The sequence below is a fragment of the Nocardia sp. NBC_01377 genome, assembly GCF_045040005.1.
GTDB lineage: Bacteria > Actinomycetota > Actinomycetes > Mycobacteriales > Mycobacteriaceae > Nocardia > Nocardia noduli.
In genome coordinates this window covers 1,782,556-1,803,389 of sequence record NZ_CP109566.1, presented here as the reverse complement: position 1 = coordinate 1,803,389, position 20,834 = coordinate 1,782,556, and the positions used below count along the sequence as shown (strand labels likewise).

Annotated in this window: 21 protein-coding genes; 5 read left to right on the top strand and 16 right to left on the bottom strand. The window is 65.0% G+C overall.

Features of this window, described 5'->3' with window-relative positions; translation table 11 throughout:
* Positions 1 to 10 precede the first annotated feature (10 nt).
* The 3 genes from OG225_RS08030 to OG225_RS08020 are packed head-to-tail and all read left to right on the top strand — an operon-like array spanning position 11 to position 1,970.
* Entirely contained in the window at positions 11 to 523 is a 513-nt protein-coding gene (locus OG225_RS08030; protein ID WP_405181089.1) for a nuclear transport factor 2 family protein, read from the top strand.
* The gene (locus tag OG225_RS08025; RefSeq protein WP_405181088.1) at positions 520 to 1,281 is read left to right on the top strand and encodes an enoyl-CoA hydratase/isomerase family protein; all 762 of its coding nucleotides are present in this window, start codon (positions 520 to 522) and stop codon (positions 1,279 to 1,281) included. The genes OG225_RS08030 and OG225_RS08025 overlap by 4 nt, the downstream gene beginning before the upstream one ends.
* On the top strand, positions 1,272 to 1,970 hold the full coding sequence (locus tag OG225_RS08020; protein ID WP_405181087.1) for an alpha/beta fold hydrolase: 699 nt from the start codon (positions 1,272 to 1,274) through the stop codon (positions 1,968 to 1,970). The genes OG225_RS08025 and OG225_RS08020 overlap by 10 nt, the downstream gene beginning before the upstream one ends.
* A 40-nt stretch (positions 1,971 to 2,010) precedes the next feature.
* Here the strand turns inward: OG225_RS08020 and OG225_RS08015 are convergent, their stop codons facing one another.
* The 7 genes from OG225_RS08015 to OG225_RS07985 form a co-directional block, all read right to left on the bottom strand.
* On the bottom strand, positions 2,011 to 2,799 hold the full coding sequence (locus tag OG225_RS08015) for an SDR family oxidoreductase (protein ID WP_216907372.1): 789 nt from the start codon (positions 2,797 to 2,799) through the stop codon (positions 2,011 to 2,013).
* Complete coding sequence (locus OG225_RS08010; protein WP_405181086.1) at positions 2,796 to 3,701, bottom strand: fumarylacetoacetate hydrolase family protein; 906 nt, start codon at positions 3,699 to 3,701, stop codon at positions 2,796 to 2,798. Before OG225_RS08010 ends, OG225_RS08015 begins: the two co-directional genes overlap by 4 nt.
* Positions 3,702 to 3,780: 79 nt before the next feature.
* Complete coding sequence (locus OG225_RS08005) at positions 3,781 to 4,779, bottom strand: cyclase family protein (RefSeq protein ID WP_216907377.1); 999 nt, start codon at positions 4,777 to 4,779, stop codon at positions 3,781 to 3,783.
* Positions 4,779 to 5,909 carry an FAD-dependent monooxygenase gene (locus OG225_RS08000; protein ID WP_405181085.1) on the bottom strand — a complete coding sequence of 377 codons (1,131 nt, stop codon included), beginning with the start codon at positions 5,907 to 5,909 and terminating at the stop codon, positions 4,779 to 4,781. Before OG225_RS08000 ends, OG225_RS08005 begins: the two co-directional genes overlap by 1 nt.
* Positions 5,910 to 5,962: 53 nt before the next feature.
* A complete protein-coding gene (locus OG225_RS07995) occupies positions 5,963 to 6,901 on the bottom strand; it encodes a VOC family protein (RefSeq protein WP_405181084.1) in 939 nt (312 codons plus the stop codon).
* Positions 6,898 to 7,926 carry an amidohydrolase family protein gene (locus tag OG225_RS07990; protein WP_405181083.1) on the bottom strand — a complete coding sequence of 343 codons (1,029 nt, stop codon included), beginning with the start codon at positions 7,924 to 7,926 and terminating at the stop codon, positions 6,898 to 6,900. The genes OG225_RS07995 and OG225_RS07990 overlap by 4 nt, the downstream gene beginning before the upstream one ends.
* Positions 7,926 to 8,918, bottom strand: a complete 993-nt coding sequence (locus tag OG225_RS07985) for a fumarylacetoacetate hydrolase family protein (RefSeq protein WP_405181082.1) — start codon at positions 8,916 to 8,918, stop codon at positions 7,926 to 7,928. The genes OG225_RS07990 and OG225_RS07985 overlap by 1 nt, the downstream gene beginning before the upstream one ends.
* Positions 8,919 to 9,079: 161 nt before the next feature.
* Here OG225_RS07985 and OG225_RS07980 point away from each other — a divergent pair, with 161 nt between their 5' ends.
* Entirely contained in the window at positions 9,080 to 10,018 is a 939-nt protein-coding gene (locus OG225_RS07980) for a LysR family transcriptional regulator (RefSeq protein ID WP_405181081.1), read from the top strand.
* Between the two features lie 2 nt (positions 10,019 to 10,020).
* Here OG225_RS07980 and OG225_RS07975 read toward each other — a convergent pair whose 3' ends face one another.
* From OG225_RS07975 to pcaH, 9 genes are all read right to left on the bottom strand, one after another.
* Positions 10,021 to 12,009: a nitrate- and nitrite sensing domain-containing protein gene (locus tag OG225_RS07975; RefSeq protein WP_405181080.1), complete on the bottom strand. Its 1,989-nt coding sequence runs from the start codon at positions 12,007 to 12,009 to the stop codon at positions 10,021 to 10,023.
* Positions 12,010 to 12,020: 11 nt separating this feature from the next.
* Complete coding sequence (locus tag OG225_RS07970; protein ID WP_405181079.1) at positions 12,021 to 13,016, bottom strand: porin PorA family protein; 996 nt, start codon at positions 13,014 to 13,016, stop codon at positions 12,021 to 12,023.
* 596 nt (positions 13,017 to 13,612) lie between these two features.
* A complete protein-coding gene (locus OG225_RS07965; protein ID WP_405181078.1) occupies positions 13,613 to 13,819 on the bottom strand; it encodes a hypothetical protein in 207 nt (68 codons plus the stop codon).
* Positions 13,816 to 14,904 (bottom strand): Rieske 2Fe-2S domain-containing protein, encoded by a 1,089-nt coding sequence (locus tag OG225_RS07960; RefSeq protein ID WP_405181077.1) that lies wholly within the window; start codon positions 14,902 to 14,904, stop codon positions 13,816 to 13,818. Before OG225_RS07960 ends, OG225_RS07965 begins: the two co-directional genes overlap by 4 nt.
* Positions 14,905 to 15,011: 107 nt before the next feature.
* Positions 15,012 to 15,761, bottom strand: coding sequence for an IclR family transcriptional regulator (locus OG225_RS07955; protein ID WP_405181076.1), 750 nt, complete (start codon positions 15,759 to 15,761; stop codon positions 15,012 to 15,014).
* A gap of 32 nt (positions 15,762 to 15,793) precedes the next feature.
* Positions 15,794 to 16,987, bottom strand: a complete 1,194-nt coding sequence (locus tag OG225_RS07950; protein WP_405181075.1) for a 4-hydroxybenzoate 3-monooxygenase — start codon at positions 16,985 to 16,987, stop codon at positions 15,794 to 15,796.
* Between the two features lie 11 nt (positions 16,988 to 16,998).
* Positions 16,999 to 18,585: a 4-carboxymuconolactone decarboxylase gene (pcaC, locus tag OG225_RS07945; RefSeq protein WP_405181074.1), complete on the bottom strand. Its 1,587-nt coding sequence runs from the start codon at positions 18,583 to 18,585 to the stop codon at positions 16,999 to 17,001.
* Positions 18,582 to 19,154 (bottom strand): protocatechuate 3,4-dioxygenase subunit alpha, encoded by a 573-nt coding sequence (pcaG, locus tag OG225_RS07940; protein WP_405181073.1) that lies wholly within the window; start codon positions 19,152 to 19,154, stop codon positions 18,582 to 18,584. The genes pcaC and pcaG overlap by 4 nt, the downstream gene beginning before the upstream one ends.
* Complete coding sequence (pcaH, locus tag OG225_RS07935) at positions 19,147 to 19,926, bottom strand: protocatechuate 3,4-dioxygenase subunit beta (RefSeq protein ID WP_405181072.1); 780 nt, start codon at positions 19,924 to 19,926, stop codon at positions 19,147 to 19,149. The genes pcaG and pcaH overlap by 8 nt, the downstream gene beginning before the upstream one ends.
* A gap of 77 nt (positions 19,927 to 20,003) precedes the next feature.
* Here pcaH and OG225_RS07930 point away from each other — a divergent pair, with 77 nt between their 5' ends.
* Positions 20,004 to 20,771, top strand: a complete 768-nt coding sequence (locus tag OG225_RS07930) for an IclR family transcriptional regulator (protein WP_405181071.1) — start codon at positions 20,004 to 20,006, stop codon at positions 20,769 to 20,771.
* The last annotated feature ends 63 nt before the right edge of the window (positions 20,772 to 20,834 follow it).

Genomic DNA, 20,834 nt, shown 5'->3' with positions numbered 1-20,834 from the left:
CGACCACGCGATGACTACCTCTCCACCGCGCGCCGCGGCCACGACCACAGCATGGACCGCGCTGATCACCGACTACTACAACGGCTGTACCGACGGAGACGTCGACCTGATGATGCGGACCCTGCACCCCGACGTAGTGCACTGGTTCCTGACACCGAATACCGGGTCGCGAGCCGTCGTCGGGGCCGAGCATCTTGCACGCTACTGGCGCAAGGTGACGCGGATGATCGACGCACGCTGGGTGGTCGAGAGTATCTGCGCCACACCGGAACAGTCCGTGATCGAATGGACGATGTGGTGGACGCCCGACGGGGGCACCGAGCGAGTCGCCACCCGCGGCGCGGAGTGGTTCACCGGCGAGGACGGCCTCATTCGTGAGATCCGATCGTATTACCAGATGCGCCCGGCGAACACCGAACTCGACGGCTTCCCCTATGCCGAGCGCGGCTATTCCGTCGCAGGCCGCGAACACAGCGTCATCCATCCCGATGCCGACAGCCACCAAGCGGGGAGTGTCCAGTGAATGTCACCGTGGTGAGGGATGGCGCGATCGCGACGGTCTCGATCGATAGACCCGGCAAGTTGAACGCGTTGGACCACACGACACGATGGCAACTCATCGACGCGCTGAGAAACGTCGCCGCCGATACCGAGGTACGCGCCGTCGTCCTCGCGGGCACCGGTCGGGCATTCTGCGTCGGCCAAGATCTCTCCGAGACAGACGAACTGGTGCACGCCGACGAAACGGTCGCCGGCTCCTACAACCCGATCGTCCAGATCATCGCCGACATGCCCAAACCCGTGATCGCCGCGGTCAACGGCCCGGCCGTCGGCGCAGGGATGGGGCTGGCGCTGGCCTGCGATCAGCGCCTCGCCGCCGAGAGTGCCTCATTCGCGTGCGCTTTCGGCAAGGTCGGGCTTGTCCCCGATAGCGCCGTCTCGTGGTATCTCGTCCGTGAGCTTGGGTATGCCCGCGCCTTCTGGTTCGCGGCGAGCGGCCGCTCGATCGGCGCCGCGGAGGCGCACGCCCTCGGGCTGCTCAACGAGGTGGTTCCCGACGACGAACTCGCCGCTCGCGCGCACAACCTTGCCGAATTGCTGGCATCCGGTCCGGCGTATGCGCTGGCGCTGACCAAGAAGCAGTTCCGCACCGTCGGCGAGGTCTCCTTCGAGGCGGCTCTCGCGATCGAAGCGCGTCATCAGGGTGCCGCGGCCGAGCATCCCGACCACGTGGAGGGCCGGACCGCTTTCGCGGAGAAGCGTCGGCCGCGATGGTCGTGAGCGACACCGCCGGGGCTGTACTGGTTCACGGTCTGTGGCACGGCGCGTGGTGCTGGGACGCTGTCGTCGCGGCGTTGGAGTCGCGGGGGATCGACACTGTCGCAGTGGAACTCCCGATGACCGAGTTGGCCGACGACATCGCCGCGACACGGGCCGCGCTCGACCGATTCGCTCGTCCGGCGGTGCTCGTCGGACATTCCTACGGCGGAGCGGTCATCACAGAGGCCGGTGCCCATCCCCTGGTGCGAGAACTGATGTATATCGCGGCGTACCAGCTCGATTCGGGAGAATCGATCAGCCGGACACTTCCCGATCGAGGGCTTCCCGACAGCCGGATCGGGGAAGCGATGCGGCTCGACACCGAAAATGGCGAAGTGTCGCTGGACCCGGCACTCGGGCCGGGACTGCTCTACAGCGACGCACACACCGCAGTCGCCGCGCGGTCGGCCGCGAAGCTACGACCGGTCTCACGTCTGCTGTTTCGAGGTGTTCCGCACGCGATCTCCTGGCATCGGGTGCCGTCGACCTACGTCGTGTGTACCGCCGACGAGGTCGTGCATCCCGAACTCCAGCGCGCGATGGCGGGCCGGGCGACATATCGGGTGGACTGGGACGGTGGGCACAGTCCGGCGCTCACCCGACCGAACACGGTCGCGGATCTGATCGAGTCGCGAATACGCGCACTCTGACGGGGGCGCGGCTGACCTCCCGAACAGCCGCGCACCTGGATCACTGGGCTTCGACGGAGTCGACCAGTCGCCGGACCCCGGCCAGCCAGCGCTGCGGGTCGGCGGCCTTCTGCATCCAGAACTTTCCGACCTCGGCGTGCGGCAGGATCAGAAACCGCTCCTCGGCGACGCCTCGCACGACCGATTCGGCCACATCCTCCGGTGTCAGCACCTCGCCCGATGCCGCGACGACTCGTGCCGATGACCGGCCGGCGTCGAGGGGGTCGAGCAGCAGCGGCGTCGCCACTCCGAGCGGACATACCGCGCTGACTCCGATGCCCTGGCCGCCGTAGGTGACGGCAAGCCACTCGGCCAATGCCACTGCCGCGTGCTTGGTCACCGTGTACGGCGCGTCGCCCGGCGTGGTGAGCAGCCCTGCGGCCGAAGCGACATTGACCAGGTAACCGCTGCCGCGCTCCAGCATGGAGGGCACCACGGCGCGGGCCGCGTAGACGTGCGCGAGCACATTGACCGCGAAGACCCGCTGCCAGGTTTCGGTATCCACCTCCACCCCGCCACCGCAGAACCACCCGGCATTGGAGCAGAAGAGATCGATCCGCCCGTGCTGGGCCAGGGTCCGCTCGACCAGAGCGGCGACGGCGTGCTCATCGGTGACGTCGGTCTGATCGGCGGTCGCGCCGATCTCGCGCGCGACCTTCTCTGCCGCGGCACCGTCACGGTCGCTGACCACGACCGCGGCGGCCCCTTCCGCGACGAACCGCCGAGCGAGCGCGGCACCGATGCCGCTTCCCGCCCCGGTGATGACGGCGACGGCGTTCTCGATTTTCACGGGTGCACCTCTTCTGCTGGATCTGGTCGACCGCTACCCGCTTCGAGCGGGGCAGCGTGAATTCGACGGCGGCCGGGAGGAATAGCGGTCGGTGCCGGTCCGGGAGCGAGAGTATTCTCGATCATTCCGAGTTTCTCGACCTCGATGCGGACGACGTCGCCCGGTTTCAGCCAGTCCGGGGCCGACGCACCCAGAGTGCGTTTGATCTCGGCGAGGCAACCGGTGCCGCAGGTTCCGGATCCGAGCACATCACCGGGCCTGACGACTGTGCCGCGCGAGGCGAAGGCGACCAATTCGGCGAAGGACCAGGCCATATTCGCCGAATTGTCGCCACCTACGCGTACACCGTTGAGCCATACCGATGTCGTGAGGGCGAGCCGGTCTTCCTCGAATCTGTCGGCGACTTCGTCGGCCGTGACCAGCCAGGGTCCCAGGGTGATCGCGCCGTCCTTGGACTTCGACGGCCCCATGGGGAATTTGAACTCGTGCACCTGCAAGTCGCGAGCCGACCAGTCGTTCATGATCGTGTAGCCGAGGATGTGCCGCTGCGCCTGCTCGGGGGTGAGGTCGGCACCGGCGCGGCCGACGACCGCGGCGATCTCCAGCTCGTAGTCGTACTGCGTCACCGATGGCGGTATCGGAACCTCGTCGTAGGGACCGACGATCGCGGCGGGGTTGGAGAAGTAGAACAGCGGCTTCTCATACCACTCCTCCGGAACGTGCCCCGCCAGTTCCGCGAGATGCTGTTCGTAGGTGAGGAAATCACGCACACTCGGGGGATCGAGAAGCGGCGCGAAGGTGGCGTGCTCGACCGCGACCGCCTGGCCCGATCGGGCCTGACGAGCCACATCGGCGAGTGCTTCCTCTCCCCCGCGGATCACATCGAGCAAGGTGGCGCCCATATCGAGTATCCGTATGATGTCGTGGTCCAGTACACCGATGCGAGCGCCAGCTGGCGTATGTAATGTGGTCAGGCGCATATCATTTCACCGCAATCGGGTTGACCGGCGAGCCGACCGCGCCGGTGAAGGGCAACGGTTGCGCGGCGAGGAAGAATTCGTAGACACCGTCGTCCGCGCAGTCGGCCGCGAGTGTGTCGAGGTCCCACATTTCGCCGAGCAGGAGACCGATATGCGGCAAGGCGACCTGGTGCAGGGGCTGCATCGCCTCGGGCCACTCGTTGGGCCGGACCTCCACGCCCCAGGTGTCGGTGGCGACGGCGGCGATTTCGGTGCGATGCAGCCACCCCGCGGTTTCGAAGGACAGACCCGGCGCGGGGCCACCCGCGTACCTGCCCCATCCCTCACCCGCCGCGACGCCCCGGCGCGCGCGGGTGAGCTGGCCGGTACGTATCAGCACGATGTCGCCGCGCCCCACCTGCGAGCTCGTCCCCTGCCTGCGCATGGTCTCCTCGATGTCGGCGCTGGTGATGGGGCAGCCGTCGGGCAGCTCACCGTTCTCCCCCAGGGCACGACCGATATCCAGGAGCACCCCCCTGCCGAGGACAGGCGCCGACAGGCGCTCGATGCCGGTGGCGACATCGCCTTCGCTGGTGACGATTTCGCGGCCGACGCGGCCGTTCCATGCGATGCCGTGATCGAATACGTGGCCCAGTCCGTCCCACTGGGTGCTGCACTGAAGTGGCATGAACACCGCGTCGTCCGCCACGGACAGGCCGTGCGGCAATCCCATTTGCTCGGCGGTATCCATACCGGTCGACATCATGGTGTGGACGGGGTTGACCCGACGCTTCCAGCCGAACTGCGGACCGTTCTCGTCGAAGGGGAGCGAGAGGCTGAAAGTCCGGCCGTGCCGGATCAGTGACGCGGCGGTGCTGCGCTTGTTCTCATCGATGAAGTTGACGGTGCCGATCCCGTCATCGACGCCCCAGCGGTTCCAATTGCTGTACCGCTTCGCGGCACGTGCGATCGCGGCTTCGGGATCGCGGCCGTGTTCTGCGGTGATATCGAAGTCCTGCATCACGGTTCCTCGCTGGTCATGGCCGCGATGCGACCCATAAGGCCCGGTACGTCACCGTCGATGCCGTCCAACTGCCACCGCGCGATCTGCACCGAGGCGTCCACCACAGCTTCGACGCGCGGGAGGCGGCGCTCGGCGAACCGGGTGAGCAGGTCCTCGTCGACGTTGTCGACGGTGGCGAGCATTTCCACGAGGACTGCCGCATCCTCCAGGGCCATCGCGGCGCCCTGAGCCAGGGTGGGTGGACAGGTATGGACGGCGTCACCGATCAGGACAACGCGGCCGCGATGCCAGGGCGCGGCGAGCAGATGGGCTTCGGTCCAGGTGTAGTGGATGCGGGCGGGGTCGGTAACCGACGCTCGGATCTCATCCCACGGACCGTGGTAGGCGGCGATGAGTTCTCTGACCGTCTCGACGGTCTGTTGCGGTGACAACACGGTGCGGTCCTGGGCGTCCTCGGTCAGAAACGCGTAGAGCATGGATTCCGAGGTCGGCGTATAGCCTGCGGTGTAGCAGGGACCACCGTAGTAGGCCTGCGAGCCGAGAACTTCGCGCGGACGCGGCGCGAACACGCGCCAGACACCCATTCCGACGGAGCGGGTTTCCAATGGTATCTCCAGCAATCGGCGTGTCGCGGAGCGCACGCCATCGGCAGCCACAACGAGGTCGTAGCGCGCGGCGTAGCCGTCGGCGAACCGCACGTCCACCCCGGTATCGTCCTGCCGCAGGGAGTCGATGGTGGTCGATAATCGAAGTTTGGCACCGGCCCGTTGGGCGCGTGCTACGAGAATGCGAGCGAGGTCCGGCCGGTACATGCCCATGCTGGCCGGCAGATCCGGACCGCCCGAGCGATGTTCGGCGAGCTCGGCCAGCACGGTGGCTTCGGCATCCGGCGCCCGGAGCACAAGGGCGTCGCCGGCCCACCCCTCGGCCAGGCACGCGTCCAAGACACCGAGCCTATCGAGCACACGTAATGCGTTGCCTTGCAGTGTTATACCGGATCCGAGAGCCGAGATATCGGACTTGGCCTCGATCAGATCGACACTGACGCCGGTATCCGCGAGCAGCGTGGCGACCGCGGCACCCGCACTACCGGCGCCGACGACCAGGACGCGGTCGACTGAGGGCATGACATGCCTCCTGAGTTGGTATACGTATCGGGTGAGTGATTGTCGGCGGGTACTCATACAGGCGGCGCGATGAAGAGCCCTCGGTCGACGTCGTTGAAGCTCTCCTTGGCGACGAGTTCCCCGAAGGGGTTGGCGGTCCCCCACTGGTCCTGGTTCTCCAACCGCGAAACGTCGTAGAGGCTCGGGTGCCAGCTGTCCTCATCGAGCAGTTCCAGCTCGGTGGTGTACTCCACGGTGTTGCCGTGCGGGTCGATGAAATAGCTGAAGGTGTTGTCACCCGCCGCGTGCCGTCCGGGCCCCCACAGCAACCGGGTCCCCGCACGCAGCAATCGTCCTGTGCCGCGCATGTATTCGTCGAGGCCGCGCATCTCGAAGGACACGTGGTGCAAGGATACGTGCGGCCCTTTCGCGATGGCCAAGCTGTGGTGCTGGGGGTTGCACCGCATGAACTTCATCATCTCGCCGAGATGCGGGTGGGTCAGCGTGTCGGTGAGCGCGAATTCCAGGTGCTGCTCGTAGAACGTCTGCGTGCGCGACGGGTCGGGAGAGTTGAGGACGACGTGCGACAGGCGAACCGGGATCGACTCCCGCTCCTCGATCCTGCGGTGCTGACGGATCGCGACATCGGCCGAGATCTCGATGGTGCGACCGTCGATGTCGAAGAAGCGAAAACCGTAACCACCGCCGGCGGTGTGCAGGGTGTCGGGCTCGCTGATCAACTGGACATCGGCGCGACCGAGCCGCTCGGCCATCGTCTCGACGTCCTCGCGCGAGGCGACACCGTAGGAGATCAGGTCAAGCCGCTTCTCGGAGTCCTTGCGGAGCCGCACGATATATTGCTCGGGAGATCCCTCGGCGGCCAGGAACACGATCCCGTTGTCCTCGGCCACCGGGGTGAGGCCCCACAGGTTGGTATAGAACTCCCGTTGTGTGTCGAAGTCCGGTATGGCCAGGTCGACGTGACGCAGGTGGGTGATGAGCCGGTCGGTCATAGTTGCGCTTCCTGAGGGAGGGGCGAGGTGGCGATATCCAGACCGAGAAGCCGGGCCGCGTTGCCACCGCGGATCGCCTCGATCACGGCGTCATCGAACCCAGTTGCCTCGAGACGATCGACCGGATCTTCGACGCCCATGTCGAACGGGTAGTCGGACCCGAGGGTCACCTGTGTCGGCCCCATCGTCGCGACGAGGTGGCGTAACTGCTCGGGTGTATAGACCAGTGAGTCCACATAGGTTCGCCGCAGCAGTGCCGACGGCGCCTCGGTGGTCGTCCTGGCGTCGGGTCGGACCGACCACGCGTGGTCGGCCCGCACCATATAGCTGGTCAGGTAGCCGCCCCCGTGTGCGGACCACACCTTCAGACGGGGGTGGCGTTCGAGCAGTCCCGAGAAGACGATTCGCGACAGCGCGAGCGCGGTTTCGGTCGGGTTCCCGACGCTGTTGAACAGGTAGTACGCGCTGAGGCGCGCGCCGAGCGTGCAGCCCCAGGGATGAATGAGCACGGCGACATCGAGTTCCTCGGCAGCCGCCCAGAATTCGGCCAGATCGGGATGGTCCAGCTCGCGGTCCGGACCGGCCGACGTCGAGATCTGCACGCCACGCATCGCGAAATCACCGACTGCGGCGCGCAACTGTTCCACGGCCAGATCCGGGTGCTGCAACGAGACGGTGCCGATCGGCAACAAGCGAGCGGGCTCTCGCGCGCAGAAGGTGGAAACCCCAGCGTTGCCGACGGCGACGAGGCGAGTGGCCAGTTCACGGTCGGCCCATGCGTGCGGCAGCGGGACCGCGCTGACGGCCTGGATGTCCACACGAGCCGCGTCCATCGCTTCCAGACGCAGATCGAGACCGACGAGCCGGGGCCCGATGTCACCCATCTGTTCCAGGTTCACCGCCAGTGAGGCCGGTCCGAGTGTCGCTCCATCGACCTTGCGTTGTTCGAGCAGACCCGGATGGCCCTCGATGAGGCTGTCGACCGCCGGGATCGCGAGGTGTGCGTGTACATCGATGGTGACCATCAGCGCTCCTGCTCGTCGACGCAGCGGTTGCGCTGGGATCCGAGCCCACCGATGGTCGAGTCCATGACATCGCCCGCCCGGAGCAGCCTGCCGCGGGCCTTGCCGTTGCCCGCCGGACTCCCGGTCAGTACGAGATCTCCGGGCAACAGCGTGGCCACCTCGGAGCAGTGCGCGATGATCCGCGCGACGTCGAAGATCATGTCTTTGGTCGACTCGTCCTGCATGGTCTCGCCGTTCAACTTCAACACGATGCGAAGGTCGCCGGGGTCGGGTATCACCCGGCGCGGCACGAGCACCGGTCCCGTGGGCAGGAAAGTGGGGGAATTCTTCGCCGCGAGCCAGTCCGCGCCCAGAGCTGGGATGTCCTTACGGAAGATCTTCTCCCGCAACGTCAGATCGTTGACCATGGTCCACCCCGCAACGAAGTCGAGGGCTTCCTCGGGACGAATCCGCCGGGCGCGACGACCGATGACGGCGGCGAGTTCCAGCTCCCAGTCCGGTTCTGTACCGTCGGCCGGGAGCACTACCTCGTCGTACGCGCCGCAGATCGCACTCGGCAGCCCCTGGAAGACATAGGGCGGGTGCAGCAGACGCGCGTCCATCTCGGCGGCCGCGTCGGCACGGACCTGTTCGACGGTCCGACCGTCGGTACCGTCGTGGTGCGCGGCGGCGATATCGATGACGTGGGTTCGGTAGTTGGCACCGGCCTGAAAGATCTGACGTGGCTCCACCGGGCTCAGCACCTCGTGCGCGGACAACGGTTCCCACCCGTCACGCACCTGGGCGAGCCTGTCGAGTACAGCAGAGACATCATCCCAGTGATCCAGCAGCTCAGCCGTCGATGTAGGACTGCCGACCTCGGGTCTGGTGGAGAGATCGAGCACCCGGTCGCGGCGGACGAGAGCGGGAAAGACGCGCCCCGGACGATCCGACAAACGAGCCAATGCCCACTCGCCCGCGTGGTCGATCATGGTGATGCCGGTCGACTGCATATCTGACTTACTCCTATGTGAGTCGAGGTAACGCCTGCCACACGACCAGCATGTCCCCGTTCCACCGCTCGGCGGAAACGCTGTATTCGAATGTCGGGGTATCCAGCCGCGTTATGGCGGCGGTCACACACTGCCCACGGCGATTGCCTAGTATCCGGAATATGGAGTTGCCGAGCCTGGACCTGAATCTCGTGGTCGTGCTACACGCGCTCCTCGAAGAGCGGAACGTGACACGGGCAGGCCAGAGGGTGGGGCTGAGCCAGCCCGGGACCAGCGCGGCGCTCGCCCGTCTTCGGCGGCACTTCCACGACCCCCTGTTGGATCGGGTCGGCACCAGATACGAGCTCACACCGCTGGCACAGGGACTCTACGACCAGCTGGGCGAGACTCTCGACCACCTGCAGCGAGTGCTGAAGGCACAGCCCCAGTTCGACCCCGGCACCACCGGACGACGTTTCGTCGTCCGCTGCTCCGACGCGGTGCTGACCGTCTTGGCGCCGCTCATCGTGGCGGAAGTCGCGCAAGCCGCTCCCGACGTCGTCTTGGACTTCCGGACGATCGATCACACCGCAGTGACCGATCCCGTTCGGTCCCTGAGCGAGATCGACATCCTGATCGCGCCGCGCGGGCTTTTTTCGGTTCCGGAGATGTCCAGCGTGGAGTTGTACGAGGACCGGTGGCTCTGTGCCACCTGGACAGGTAACACGCAAGTGGGCGAAGCCCTCACCATCGATGAGGTACGGCGGGCGCGATGGGTCATGCCGTATCAAGAAGTCCTCATGGCCTCGCCTGCCGACGCCGCGCTCGCTGCGCTCGGCGTCGATCGGCACTGCGCGGTCCGTGTCGAGAACTTCACGATCCTCGGTCAACTCGTCGTGGGCACCAACCTCCTGGTGCTGCTGCACGAGCGTCTGGCTTCGCGCTATACCAACACCGAACTGCGACGAGTCGAGCTACCCCAAGAGCTGGCACCCGTCACCGAGGTGGCGTGGTGGCACCCGTCGCGACGTCTGGACCCGGGGCACCGCTGGTTCATCGAGCTGATCCAACGAGCGGCATCGACCGTGGCGCGCATCCCGGTCGATACCGACTCTCCGTGAGGTCAGTGCGCGCCCGGAGGGATCATCACCGATCCTTCCGGAGGAACCGCCGCTTCGGCGATCACGCCCGACGGTATCAACACGACGGCACGGATTCCGCCGTAGTCGGATTCGGTCAACCTGACCGCGACACCCTGGCGCATCGCGAGTCGGGCGACAACGAACAGACCGAGGCGAAACTCTCCGGACACAGTCGCGAGACCGAAGGCGGGAGGGCTGGCCAACAGTGCGTTGCTTTCGTCCAATTCCGACCGCGACATGCCGAGACCCTGGTCGCTTATCTCCACCGCAACGCCCTTTGCGACCACAGCCCCCGACACGACAACCGGAGAAGTCGACGGGGAGTGGCCCGTCGCGTTGTCGACCAGCTCGGCGATCAGATGGACGATGTCTGTGACAGCACCGCCGACCACCTCGACGTCCGGCATACGCTTCGCGCTCACCCTCGTGTACTCGAGTGTCTCGGCGATGGCACTTCGTACGACGTCGATCAAGGGCACCGAGTTCCGCCACTGCCGACCGGGTTGCGCACCGCCGAGGATCGTGAGATTTTCGGCGTTGCGCCGGGCACGAGTCGCCAGATGGTCCAGCTCGAAGAGCATCCCCAGCTGCACCGGGTCTTCGACCTGTCGTTCGGCCTCGTCGAGAACCTCGAGTTGCCGCCGCACGATGACCTGGCTCCGATGAGCTATGTCGAGGAACACCGCGTTGACACCGGCTCTGGTTTCCGCCTCTGCCGTCGCGGATCCGACCGCGGCGAGTTGCGCCCGGTTGAATGCCTCGGCGACCTGTCCGATCTCGTCGTCGCCGAAATCGAGCGGAACAATCGCGGTTGCCGGGTCGACCCGTTCGCCGTCTCCCAGACGGCGCACCACGTCGGGAAGTCGGATGTCCGCGAGCGCCAATGTATCTCGGCGCAGTTGTTGCAACCGTCCGATCAGCCGGTTGGACAACACCAGTGCTGCCAGGAGGGCGACGAGGGTGATGCCGAAAACGCCGCCACCGAGAAAAAGGGCCTCACGAGCGGATTTGGCACCGAGTTCGGCTGCCGTCTGTTGGATGCGTTGGTTTTGTTCTCCCCAAATGGCCATCAACTCTGACTCGACCGTCGTGGCGGCAGCCGCCCACTCGCTCGCCGTGACAGGCCGACGGACGTCTCCGGATGGGGCAGAACGACTCTCGACGGTCCGACCGTCGAGACCCGAGGTTCCTCGACCGAGGACAGCTTCCATCATGAGATCGAGCCGCCGCCACGATTCACTGCCGACCACTGCCTGCAACCGCGTTCTCTCGAACATATCGCCACGACGGATGATCTGTTGACTTTCGGTGTGATAGTAGCCGGTCACAGCCGCGTACTCCGACAGTTGCGCGGCCGTCGGAGAGTCCCCGGGGAGTAACCCGTACGACAGCACGGCCGTACCGCGGTCCACGAATTCCGCGACGCGAGACAGTGCCAGCGCTTGGGAAAGACGCAGTGCAGTCTCCGCATTGGGCGCTCGGCGGTGAGAGATCGATCCGACATCCATATAGGCGTCGATCACCCTGTTGTAGAAATTGTAGGCGTCTTCCTGAGACAACGTCCCCGCGTCCAGGCGTGCGCGAATATCGTAAATCTCTCCGAAGATGTTCCAGAACTCGGTCATCTCGGCCCCCAGGGCATCGGCATCGATATCTCGGAGAGAAGCCCCTATCGACTCCAGCATCTTTCGCAGATTGTCCACTTCCGATCGCGCGACCGTGAGACCGTAGGTGGCGGAATCGTCGCCGGCAATGCGCTGTATCGACTGCCGTCGCTCTTGTTGAAATGCCTCGATCCCCGCGGCTATCGGCGGTGTGATCTGTTTCAACTGGATCGCCCAGTCCTCGGCGTGTATCTCCCTGTCCAGGAGGTACACGGTGGCGCCGCCGCCCAGTCCGAATAGTGTGACGCACGGGATCAAAGCAATCACCACGATACGGAAACGGACCGAGAAGATAGATCGTTTCAATTATCCCATTCCTATTTACGACGTCGATTGATCACGAGTCCGCCCAGCACTAGAACAATTCCGATGAACCCGAGGACGAGCGGAGCGACAATTGTGACGAGAGTCAGCTTTCGACCAGCGGACCGAACCGTATCCACCGCGGAATTCCTGGAATCCTCGGTGATCTTCACATCGGTGACCATCATCGGCAGCAGGTCGATCGCCCGGTCACCCACCTGAGCGACCGCCGTTATGGTTTGCTGCTGCGCTCCGTCGACAGGCGAGCCGAGCTGCGTATCGACACCGAGCGTCAGTTTGCCGGACGAACGATACGTGATCGGGAGCATGTCACCGGCGGCGGGCAACGATGTCTCCAACGCATTCCGCGACTCGACCGACAGCACCGGCAGCATTAGTTCGACCACCGCTTTCGGGAGAACCGGCGGCAACGATTGCAGCAGCGCCGGGTCTGCGAGCGGCCCCTCCGTCGTCATGACGTATCGCTTGACGTCGCGACCCGATATGGTGTCCGATCCGAGATACTTCGCCGGTGTCGGCTTCTGCGTATACGCGTCCCACAGTTGCAACGAATCATCCGCCGGGGGATCGATCGGAAACGCGACGGTCAGACCTGAATGCTCCTCGACGGTCGCATCGGACGGTGCCGTTGCTCGTCCGAGGGAGTGCCGGTCGACGGCATAAACATGAGTGCCCTTCAAAGTCAAGCCGTTGAGACCCGCGATCGTGCTTTCTTCATGGTAGATCGCCGTGTCCGACGTGGTCGAAGATATATACATACGTCGCTGGACGGTGATGGGCAGGTTTTCCAGCATCGCGTGAGCGACATCTCCCGCGGCCAGCGCTTCGGAGTTCAACATCGAGGCATGGCCTTCGTAGTTCATGGTGATGTCGAGGTTGCCGGGAAGTTTATCGAAGGCAGGCAACGCTCCGAAGTAGAAGATCGCGTCGCACGCCAATAAGATGACACCGACTGTAGCCAGGACAGCGGCAGATTTACGGATTTTCATTTCCAACCTTTAACTTGAGATTCCCCCTCTTGTTGCAGGCCGCAACAGTAATCAGAACAATGCCGAATAGTCAATACCATCCGTTTGATTTGTCACGAAAGTACAGCGACATGCACAGAACAAACTCCACACGAAGGCCCCGAAGCGCAGCAGCGACAGAACATTTATGAATGAGCCACCGATTCGGGAATCCGACCAGGTTTCATCGCGGCATCACAATTCCACGGCGTTCATATCGAGGTAAAGAAAATGCCGACACCGAAAATATGGACCGGCCGCACCATACGCCGATACGGACCGAGCGATTCAGCCGAGGAAGAAGGACTCTCGTCAGCGATACGGGCGACAGGAAACCCACAACTCGGGGTGAGCGATCATCGAAGGTCTTCGGTGTCAGCGAGAAGAGGCAGAGAGGTCCGGCTGCCAACGATCGACTTCACAGGCAGTCACCGAGAGTCATAGCGACCCCGAAGACACTGGAGCACGTTCCATGACAATCACTTTCGATTCCCCGAACGCCCGCCTACCCAGTTGCGACTCCTTCCCCGTAGCGCATTAGAACCGTAGTGTTCACTACGTTCATAATGTGTCTCAACTCACTCGATGTCAATACTCACGCGGTGGTCCGGATCAGCACAGGCGTCGTCGAGGGGCAGGTCGGCGAGCTGGTGCCCGACCGGGTGGGCGAGCAGCCACTGCCACATCCGGCCCGGGTCGTCGGCGAAATGATCCGCACCGCAATGGCAGACACCGTGAAGTCGATCGGTGCCCGGATACCACTCGACGCGGTATCGAGTGCTCATGCCGTCACTTCGGAACTGTCTGGCGAGGCGAGTCGGGCCATCAGCCCCCGAGCCGCGAGTGCGCCGGTGTCGATGTTGATCGACAACTCCTGATAGGTGCCGCCGACACGCTCCTCTTCGGCGATGACTTCTTCGACCAGGGCCAACGCGACGACATCCTGCATCACGACGGTGTGGTTGCTCTTGTGGAGATACTCGGTGACACCCTGGTCGTCGAGAGCGAAATCGCGTGCGACCATCCAGAAGTCGTGTACCGAGTGCTCCGTTTCCGGGGTCAGCGCGTACACGATCTCGGTGTGGAACGCACCGCCGTCTCGATCGGCGTCGCGTCCGGGTTCGTAGTCGTGCGGGGGGTAGTGTCCCTGCGGCGCGATGCGGCTGTGGAGCCGGTAGAGGCATGGTGGTTGGAACTCGATGTCCTGCCATCGTGTGATGCGACCGGTGATCCCCGTGGAATTCGCGTAGAACGGAGGGCATTCGGCGTCGTCCATGTGTCGGCTCACCCGGACCACGCCCGCGCCCTGGTCGACTTCGGTGGTGATCGGGGTTTCGGCCACTTCGGGTGTGCCGATGTAGCCGCCGTGCAGGTACGTTTCGTGGGACAGGTCCATGAGATTGTCCATCAACAGCGCGTGTCGGCCCTGGATCGTCTCCAGCCCACGGATGGTCGTCCAGCCTCGGTCGACCAGCCACGGTGCGCGTGGAATGGCGGCGGGATCGGCCTTGTCGCGATCACCGATCCATACCCATACGAACGAGTCCTGCTCCATCACCGGATACGCGGTGACGCGAGCGGTACGCGGAACGCGGGTCTGAGCCGGAACAGCCACGCAGGCTCCGCCGCGGTCGTAGGTGAATCCGTGGTAGCCACAGACGACTCGGTCACCATCGACCAGTCGGGACTTCGACAGCGGGTACCTGCGGTGGACGCACCGGTCCGACAGCACGACCACCTGCCCGTCCTCGGCACGGAAGAACACCAGTGGCTCGTTGCATATGGTCCGGGCGAACAGTTCGTGGCCGATCTCCTCGCCGTAGGCGGCGACGTACCACTGGTTGCGGACGAAAGCGGTGGAAGGGCTCATTGTCGATCTCCTCGGGTTCCCCGACGACGCGCATGCCGGGTGGGCTGTGTCACACAGCCTGTGGGCAGGATCGACGCGAACCAAGGTGTACTTCCGTTCGATGGAAGTCAGCGTCCGCCCAGACCACGGGTGATGCCGTTCGCCGCGGTCCGCACCGCCGGTGCCCACAGCGCACGACGCGTGTCACCGGCGGGCACGACAACCGACAACGCGGCGACGACATCACCGCCGGAACCGAAGATCGGCGCGGCGACGGAGTATCCGTCCAGGGTGATCTGGCCGTCGCTCACCGCCACACCGGTCCGCCGTACCTCGGCGATCGCGTAACGCAGCCGTTCGGGCGTGGCTATCGTTTTGGGAGTGAACGCCACCATCGGTCGAGCGGTGATCTTTTCCACCAGGTCACTCGGGGAATGAGCGAGGATCGCCAGACCGACGCCGGTCGTCTGCATAGGCCAGCGCGCACCGACCCGGGTATGCACGACAACGGCCCCGCGCCCGGCCCGCAGCTCGACGTACACCACATCGGTACCATCGCGGACAGCGAGTTGCACATTCTGATGGGTGACCTCGTAGAGGTCTTCGATGAAGGGAAGCGCCACATCCCGCAGCAGGCGGCTGCGCGGACAGTACGAGGCTATTTCGATCATGCGCAGCCCGATCTGATATCCGCCCCCGCCGGGCACTCTGTCCAGAGCGCCCCAGGCAACCAGATCGACGACATAGCGGTACAAAGTGGTCTGCGGCAATCCGGTACGCACCATCAGATCGGACAGCTTCAGCACCATATGACTGCTGTCGAATGCCTCGAGCACCACCAGTGCCCGCATCAGTACCGAAGATTCGGCAGTCATCATCGACTCCATCACGGGCGGTGGGTGAATGGCGCTCAGGTCGACGGCCAGCCCGTATATGCCTCGGCAAGATAGCGTGACCCCGCCTCGGACGAGATCACCGAGTGCAGCTCTCCCAGTTGTCGTCGGGCGTCGAAGTCGCTGCTGTCGGGGTGTCGGTGCAGCATGGTGGTCATCCAGTAGGAGAAGTGCTGGGCTTTCCAGACGCGTTCGAGGGCGCGTGTTGTGTAGTCGTCGAGGACGCTCGAATCGTTGTTCCGTATCGCGCGTTCGAGTACCTCGGCCAGGACCCGCGCGTCGGCCAGTGCCAGGTTGAGACCCTTCGCGCCTGTGGGCGGCACGGTGTGCGCGGCGTCTCCGGCCAGCACCATGGTGCCGCAACGCATCGGTTCCTGGACGAAGCTGCGGAACGGTAGAACCGTCTTCTCGATGATCGGCCCTTGCTTCAGGACGAATCCGTCTTCTCCCGCTACTCTGGCCTGCAACTCCGACCAGATGCGGTCGTCGGACCAGTCATCGACGTCTTCTTGTGCCGCACATTGGAAATACATGCGCTGCACCGATTCGGTGCGTTGACTGATCAGGGCGAAACCGCGATCGGAGTGCGCGTAGACGAGTTCGTTTGCGCTCGGGGGGGCTTGGGCCAGGATGCCGAACCACGCGAAGGGGTATTCCCGGAAGTACTGGTGGCGGTGTGCGGGTGGGACCTGGTTGCGGCTGAGTCCGCGCGAGCCGTCGGCGCCGACCAGATAGTCGCACCGCAGTTCGTAGGCGATGTCGTCGGCGTCGGTGAAGCGCACGCGCGGCCGGGCATCGTCGATGCCGAGAATTTCCGTGTGGCGAACTCCGAATCGTATGTCACCACCATCGCGTGCTCGGGCGTCGGCCAGGTCGGTGAAGACTTCGGTCTGGGGGTACAGCCAAGTCGACGCGCCGATCAATTCCTGGAAGTCGATGCGGTGATCGATACCGGAGAAGCGCAACGAGATGCCGGTGTGTTCGTGCCCCTCGCGCAGCACTCGGTCCGAGACACCGGAGTCGACCAGCAGGCGGACGCTGTCGCGTTCGAGAATCCCCGCGCGCTGAGTGGTCTCGATCTGCTGTCGACTGCGCGTATCGATCGCGACCGACTCGACTCCGGCCGACGCCAGCAGATGCGAGAGCATCAGTCCGGCGGGGCCCGCGCCGACGATACCGATCCTCGTCCTGATGGGGATGCGTCCGGCCATGGTTTCTTCCTTCATGTTGTCGAATCGGTCGGTTCGGCGAGCACCTGTGCGGCGAGGGCGAATCCGTGGTTGGCGACGGGAACGCCGAGGTAGATCGCGCTCTGCAGGATGACCTCGGCGATCTCCTCGGCGCTCATCCCGTTGCGGCGCGCGGCTCGCACATGCATTTCGAACTCGCTCCAGTGACCGTTGGCGAGCAGAGCGGTCAGGGTGATCGCGCTGCGGGTGCGGCGATCCAGACCGGGGCGCGCCCAGATCTCGCCCCACGCGTAACGGGTGATCAGGGATTGAAAGTCTTGGGTGAACGGGCTTTTCGCGGCTTCGGCGCGGTCGACGTGGGCGTCACCGAGTACCTGGCGGCGGATACTCATTCCGGTGTCGTAGGGGTCGGTCACTAGGTGCTCCTTGTCGGCTGCCGCGGCGAAGCGGTCGAGGACGCGATCGACGAATACGTGCGCGGAGCCGATGTAGGTGGCGGGGTCGCCGCCGCCCGGTCCGCGTTCGGCCAGCAGGTCATCGGCGTTCTCGGCGACGTGGCGGGCGATGGTATCGGTGTCGACCTCGAGTCCGGTGACGAGCTCGACTGCCTGTGAGGCGGCGGTCACGGTCAACTCCAGCAGATCGCGCAGCGCGCTCCATTCCGAATGCCATGCTCCGTCGGGTCTTTCGTCCACCGCCTCGGCGGCGGCCAGATGCAGTTGGGCGCCGAGTTGCGGCGCCCGCAACGCCGCACTACGCACCAGCACGGCAAGGATCGGGTTCTGTTTGTGTGGCATCGTCGACGAACCGCCTCGACCCGCCACCCGCGCTTCGTGCAACTCCCCCACCTCGGGGCGTGAGAGCAACAGAAGATCGGCGGCGAGGACCCCCAGCGCGTCACACGTGGTGACACACGCGTGCCCGATGCCGGTGATCGGCGTCCGGGTCGTGTGCCACGGGACCCCCCGATCGGCCAATCCCAGGACGCGCGCGAATGCCGCGGCCGCGGCCAGCGGCTGTTCGGTCAGTTCTCCGACCAGGGCGAGGGTTCCCGCCGCACCGCCGCACTGGGCAGGGAGTCGATCGCGACTTCTCTCCACCAACTCGAGGGCATCGAGTACCGCCGAAAGCCACTGCGCCGCTTTCAAACCGACGGTGATCGGGACGGCGTAGCGTCCCAGTGTCCGGCCCGGCATCACTGTGTTGCGGTGCAGACAGGCCAGTCCTGCCAGCGCGCGCGCCGTCGCGTGCAGGTCCCCGTACACTTGGTTCAGCGCGTCTCGCGCGATCAGGACCAGTGCTGTGTCCAGCACATCCTGACTGGTCAGACCTCGATGCACCAGCGCGGCCGCGCCGGTGTCCTCGATGGCCGACCGCAGTCCGGTCACGAGTGCCACCACGGGGTTTCCCGCCGCCTCGGAATCCACGATCAAGGACCCGAGATCGACACACCACCCTTCGGCCGCCGAGCCGACAGCGTCGGCCTGCACCGATGTCGCCACGCCGACCTCGACCAAGGCGTACAGCCAGGCCGTCTCCACCCTCAGCATCGCGCCCAGCAAGGCCTGATCGTCGGCGATACCCACGGCCCGGTGACTTCCGGGTGCGAGCAGGTTCATGTCGTCGCTCCGGGTTCGGGAAAGTGTAAGAAGACACTTTCCCGCTCGCCCTGTAGATGGATGTCGAAACGCAAGGCGTTCTCACCGGTTCGCTCGGCGACCAGTCGTTTTCGCTCGTCGGGCACCAGTCGTGCCAGCAGCGGGTCGGACGCGAGGACCGCTTCATGGTCCGGCAGATACGCGCGGGTGAACAGTCGGTCCAGCAGTCCGCGCGCGAAGATCACGATCGAGAAGAACGGCGCTTTCCGCGCCTCGGTCAGGCCGGGAAGCACGGTCGTGAACGAGTACTCCCCGGCCGCGTTCACCGCGGCGCGGCCCCAACCGGTGAAGGCGAGACCATCGCGTCGCAATGACCCGTCCACGAGCGGAATCCGTCCATCCCGCCCTGCCTGTCGGATTTCGATCAGCGCATCGGGCACCGGCTGCCCGTTTCCGTCGAACACGGTGCCGTACAACCGGATCGCGTCGGGATGAGCGGGCGGCACGAGTTCGTTGTCACGGTCGAACGGCAGCGCGTATCCATAGAACGGTCCGATAGTCTGGCCCGGTGTCGGCGAGAGCTCAGCCATGGTGCTCCACCCTCTCCACCGGAGTGTTCCGACTGCCGGTCAGTACGATGTCCCAGCGGTAGCCCAGCAGCCATTCGTGCTCGGAGATCTCGTGGTCGTAGGTGGCGACCAGACGTGCGCGCGCCGCGGGATCGGCGATGGATTGATAGATCGGATCCAATGCGAAGAGTGGGTCCTGGGGAAAGTACATCTGCGTGATCAGCCGCTGGGTGAATTCGGTACCGAACAGCGAGAAATGGATATGCGCTGGTCGCCATGCGTTGCGGTGATTGCGCCACGGGTAGGGCCCCGGCTTGATCGTGACGAACGAATAGCGCCCTTCCGCATCGGTCAGGCACCGTCCGACACCGGTGAAACTCGGATCGATCGGAGCCGGGTGCTGATCACGTTTGTGGATATAGCGACCCGCCGCGTTCGCCTGCCAGATCTCCACCAACTGGTGACGCACCGGACGCCCGTCTCCATCGAGAACCCGGCCCTCGACACGGATGCGCTCGCCTATCGGATCACCCCCGTTCTGGATCGTCAGATCAGCCTCGAGCGGGTCGACATCGCTGTGTCCGAACACCGGCGCGACAAGTTCGGCCCCTTCCGGATCCACAGGCCGCAAGCCACCGGTCGGATGCCGCGACAGCGAACTGCGATACGCCGGAAAATCCAACAGCGGTCGACCACGATCACGGTCGATCGACGAGTGGGCGCGGGCGATCTCCGCGGTGATCTCCGCCTGAGAAGACAACGGGGCGGTGGGTACGGCCGGTGGGGCACTCATGCGCGTGACGCTAGGGTGTCGATACCGCTGAGGTCTATGCTGAACTTCCACTCAGTGAGAAAACGGCGAGGAGTGCTGTGGCCGGTGGCACTGCGCGACAAGGGGAGAGCGTGATCTCCCGCGTGCTGGCTGTGCTGGGCGCCTTCGATGAGCAGCATCGGGCCCTCACCCTCACCGAACTCGCCGAGCGGGCCGATCTACCGCTCTCCACCGCCTACCGCCAGGTCAACGAATTGGTCGACGGCGGCGCGCTGACGCGATCCTCGGGTGGCACATACGCGATCGGGCGCATGATCTGGGACCTCGGTCTTCTGGCGCCGGTCCAGACAGGACTGCGCCAGGTGGCCTCACCGTTCCTGCACGATCTGTACGGGGCCACCCTGGCGACGGTCCATCTAGCAGTGCGCGAAGGCCAAGAGGTGCTGTACCTCGACCGGCTCTCCGGCCACACATCGGTGCCGGTGGTGAGCAAAGTCGGCAGTCGCCTCCCCCTGCACGCTACCGGGGTCGGCAAAGTCCTGCTGGCGCATTCTGCGCCGGAAGTGCGGACTTCTGTCCTGTCCTCGCTCACCCGCATAACCCCGTACACGATCACCCAACCCAGGCAGCTCTCCGACCAGTTGGCCCGTATACGGCGTGACGGATACGCGACGACCGTCGAGGAAATGACCCTGGGCGCCTGCTCGGTCGCGGTCCCCATCCGACAGGGCGCACCCGATGGCGAGGTCGTCGCCGCGCTCGGAATCGTCGTACCCGACCTCAAACGCGACCGCCCCCGGTTGTCCACCGCCCTCATGGTTGCCGCCCAAGGCATTTCGCGGTCGTTGCGGGTGCGGGACCTGTGAACTCCGTCGTGCCCGGCAGGGCGTCGGAGGCAAAGGACGAGTTCGGCGGACCACTTGCCCGGT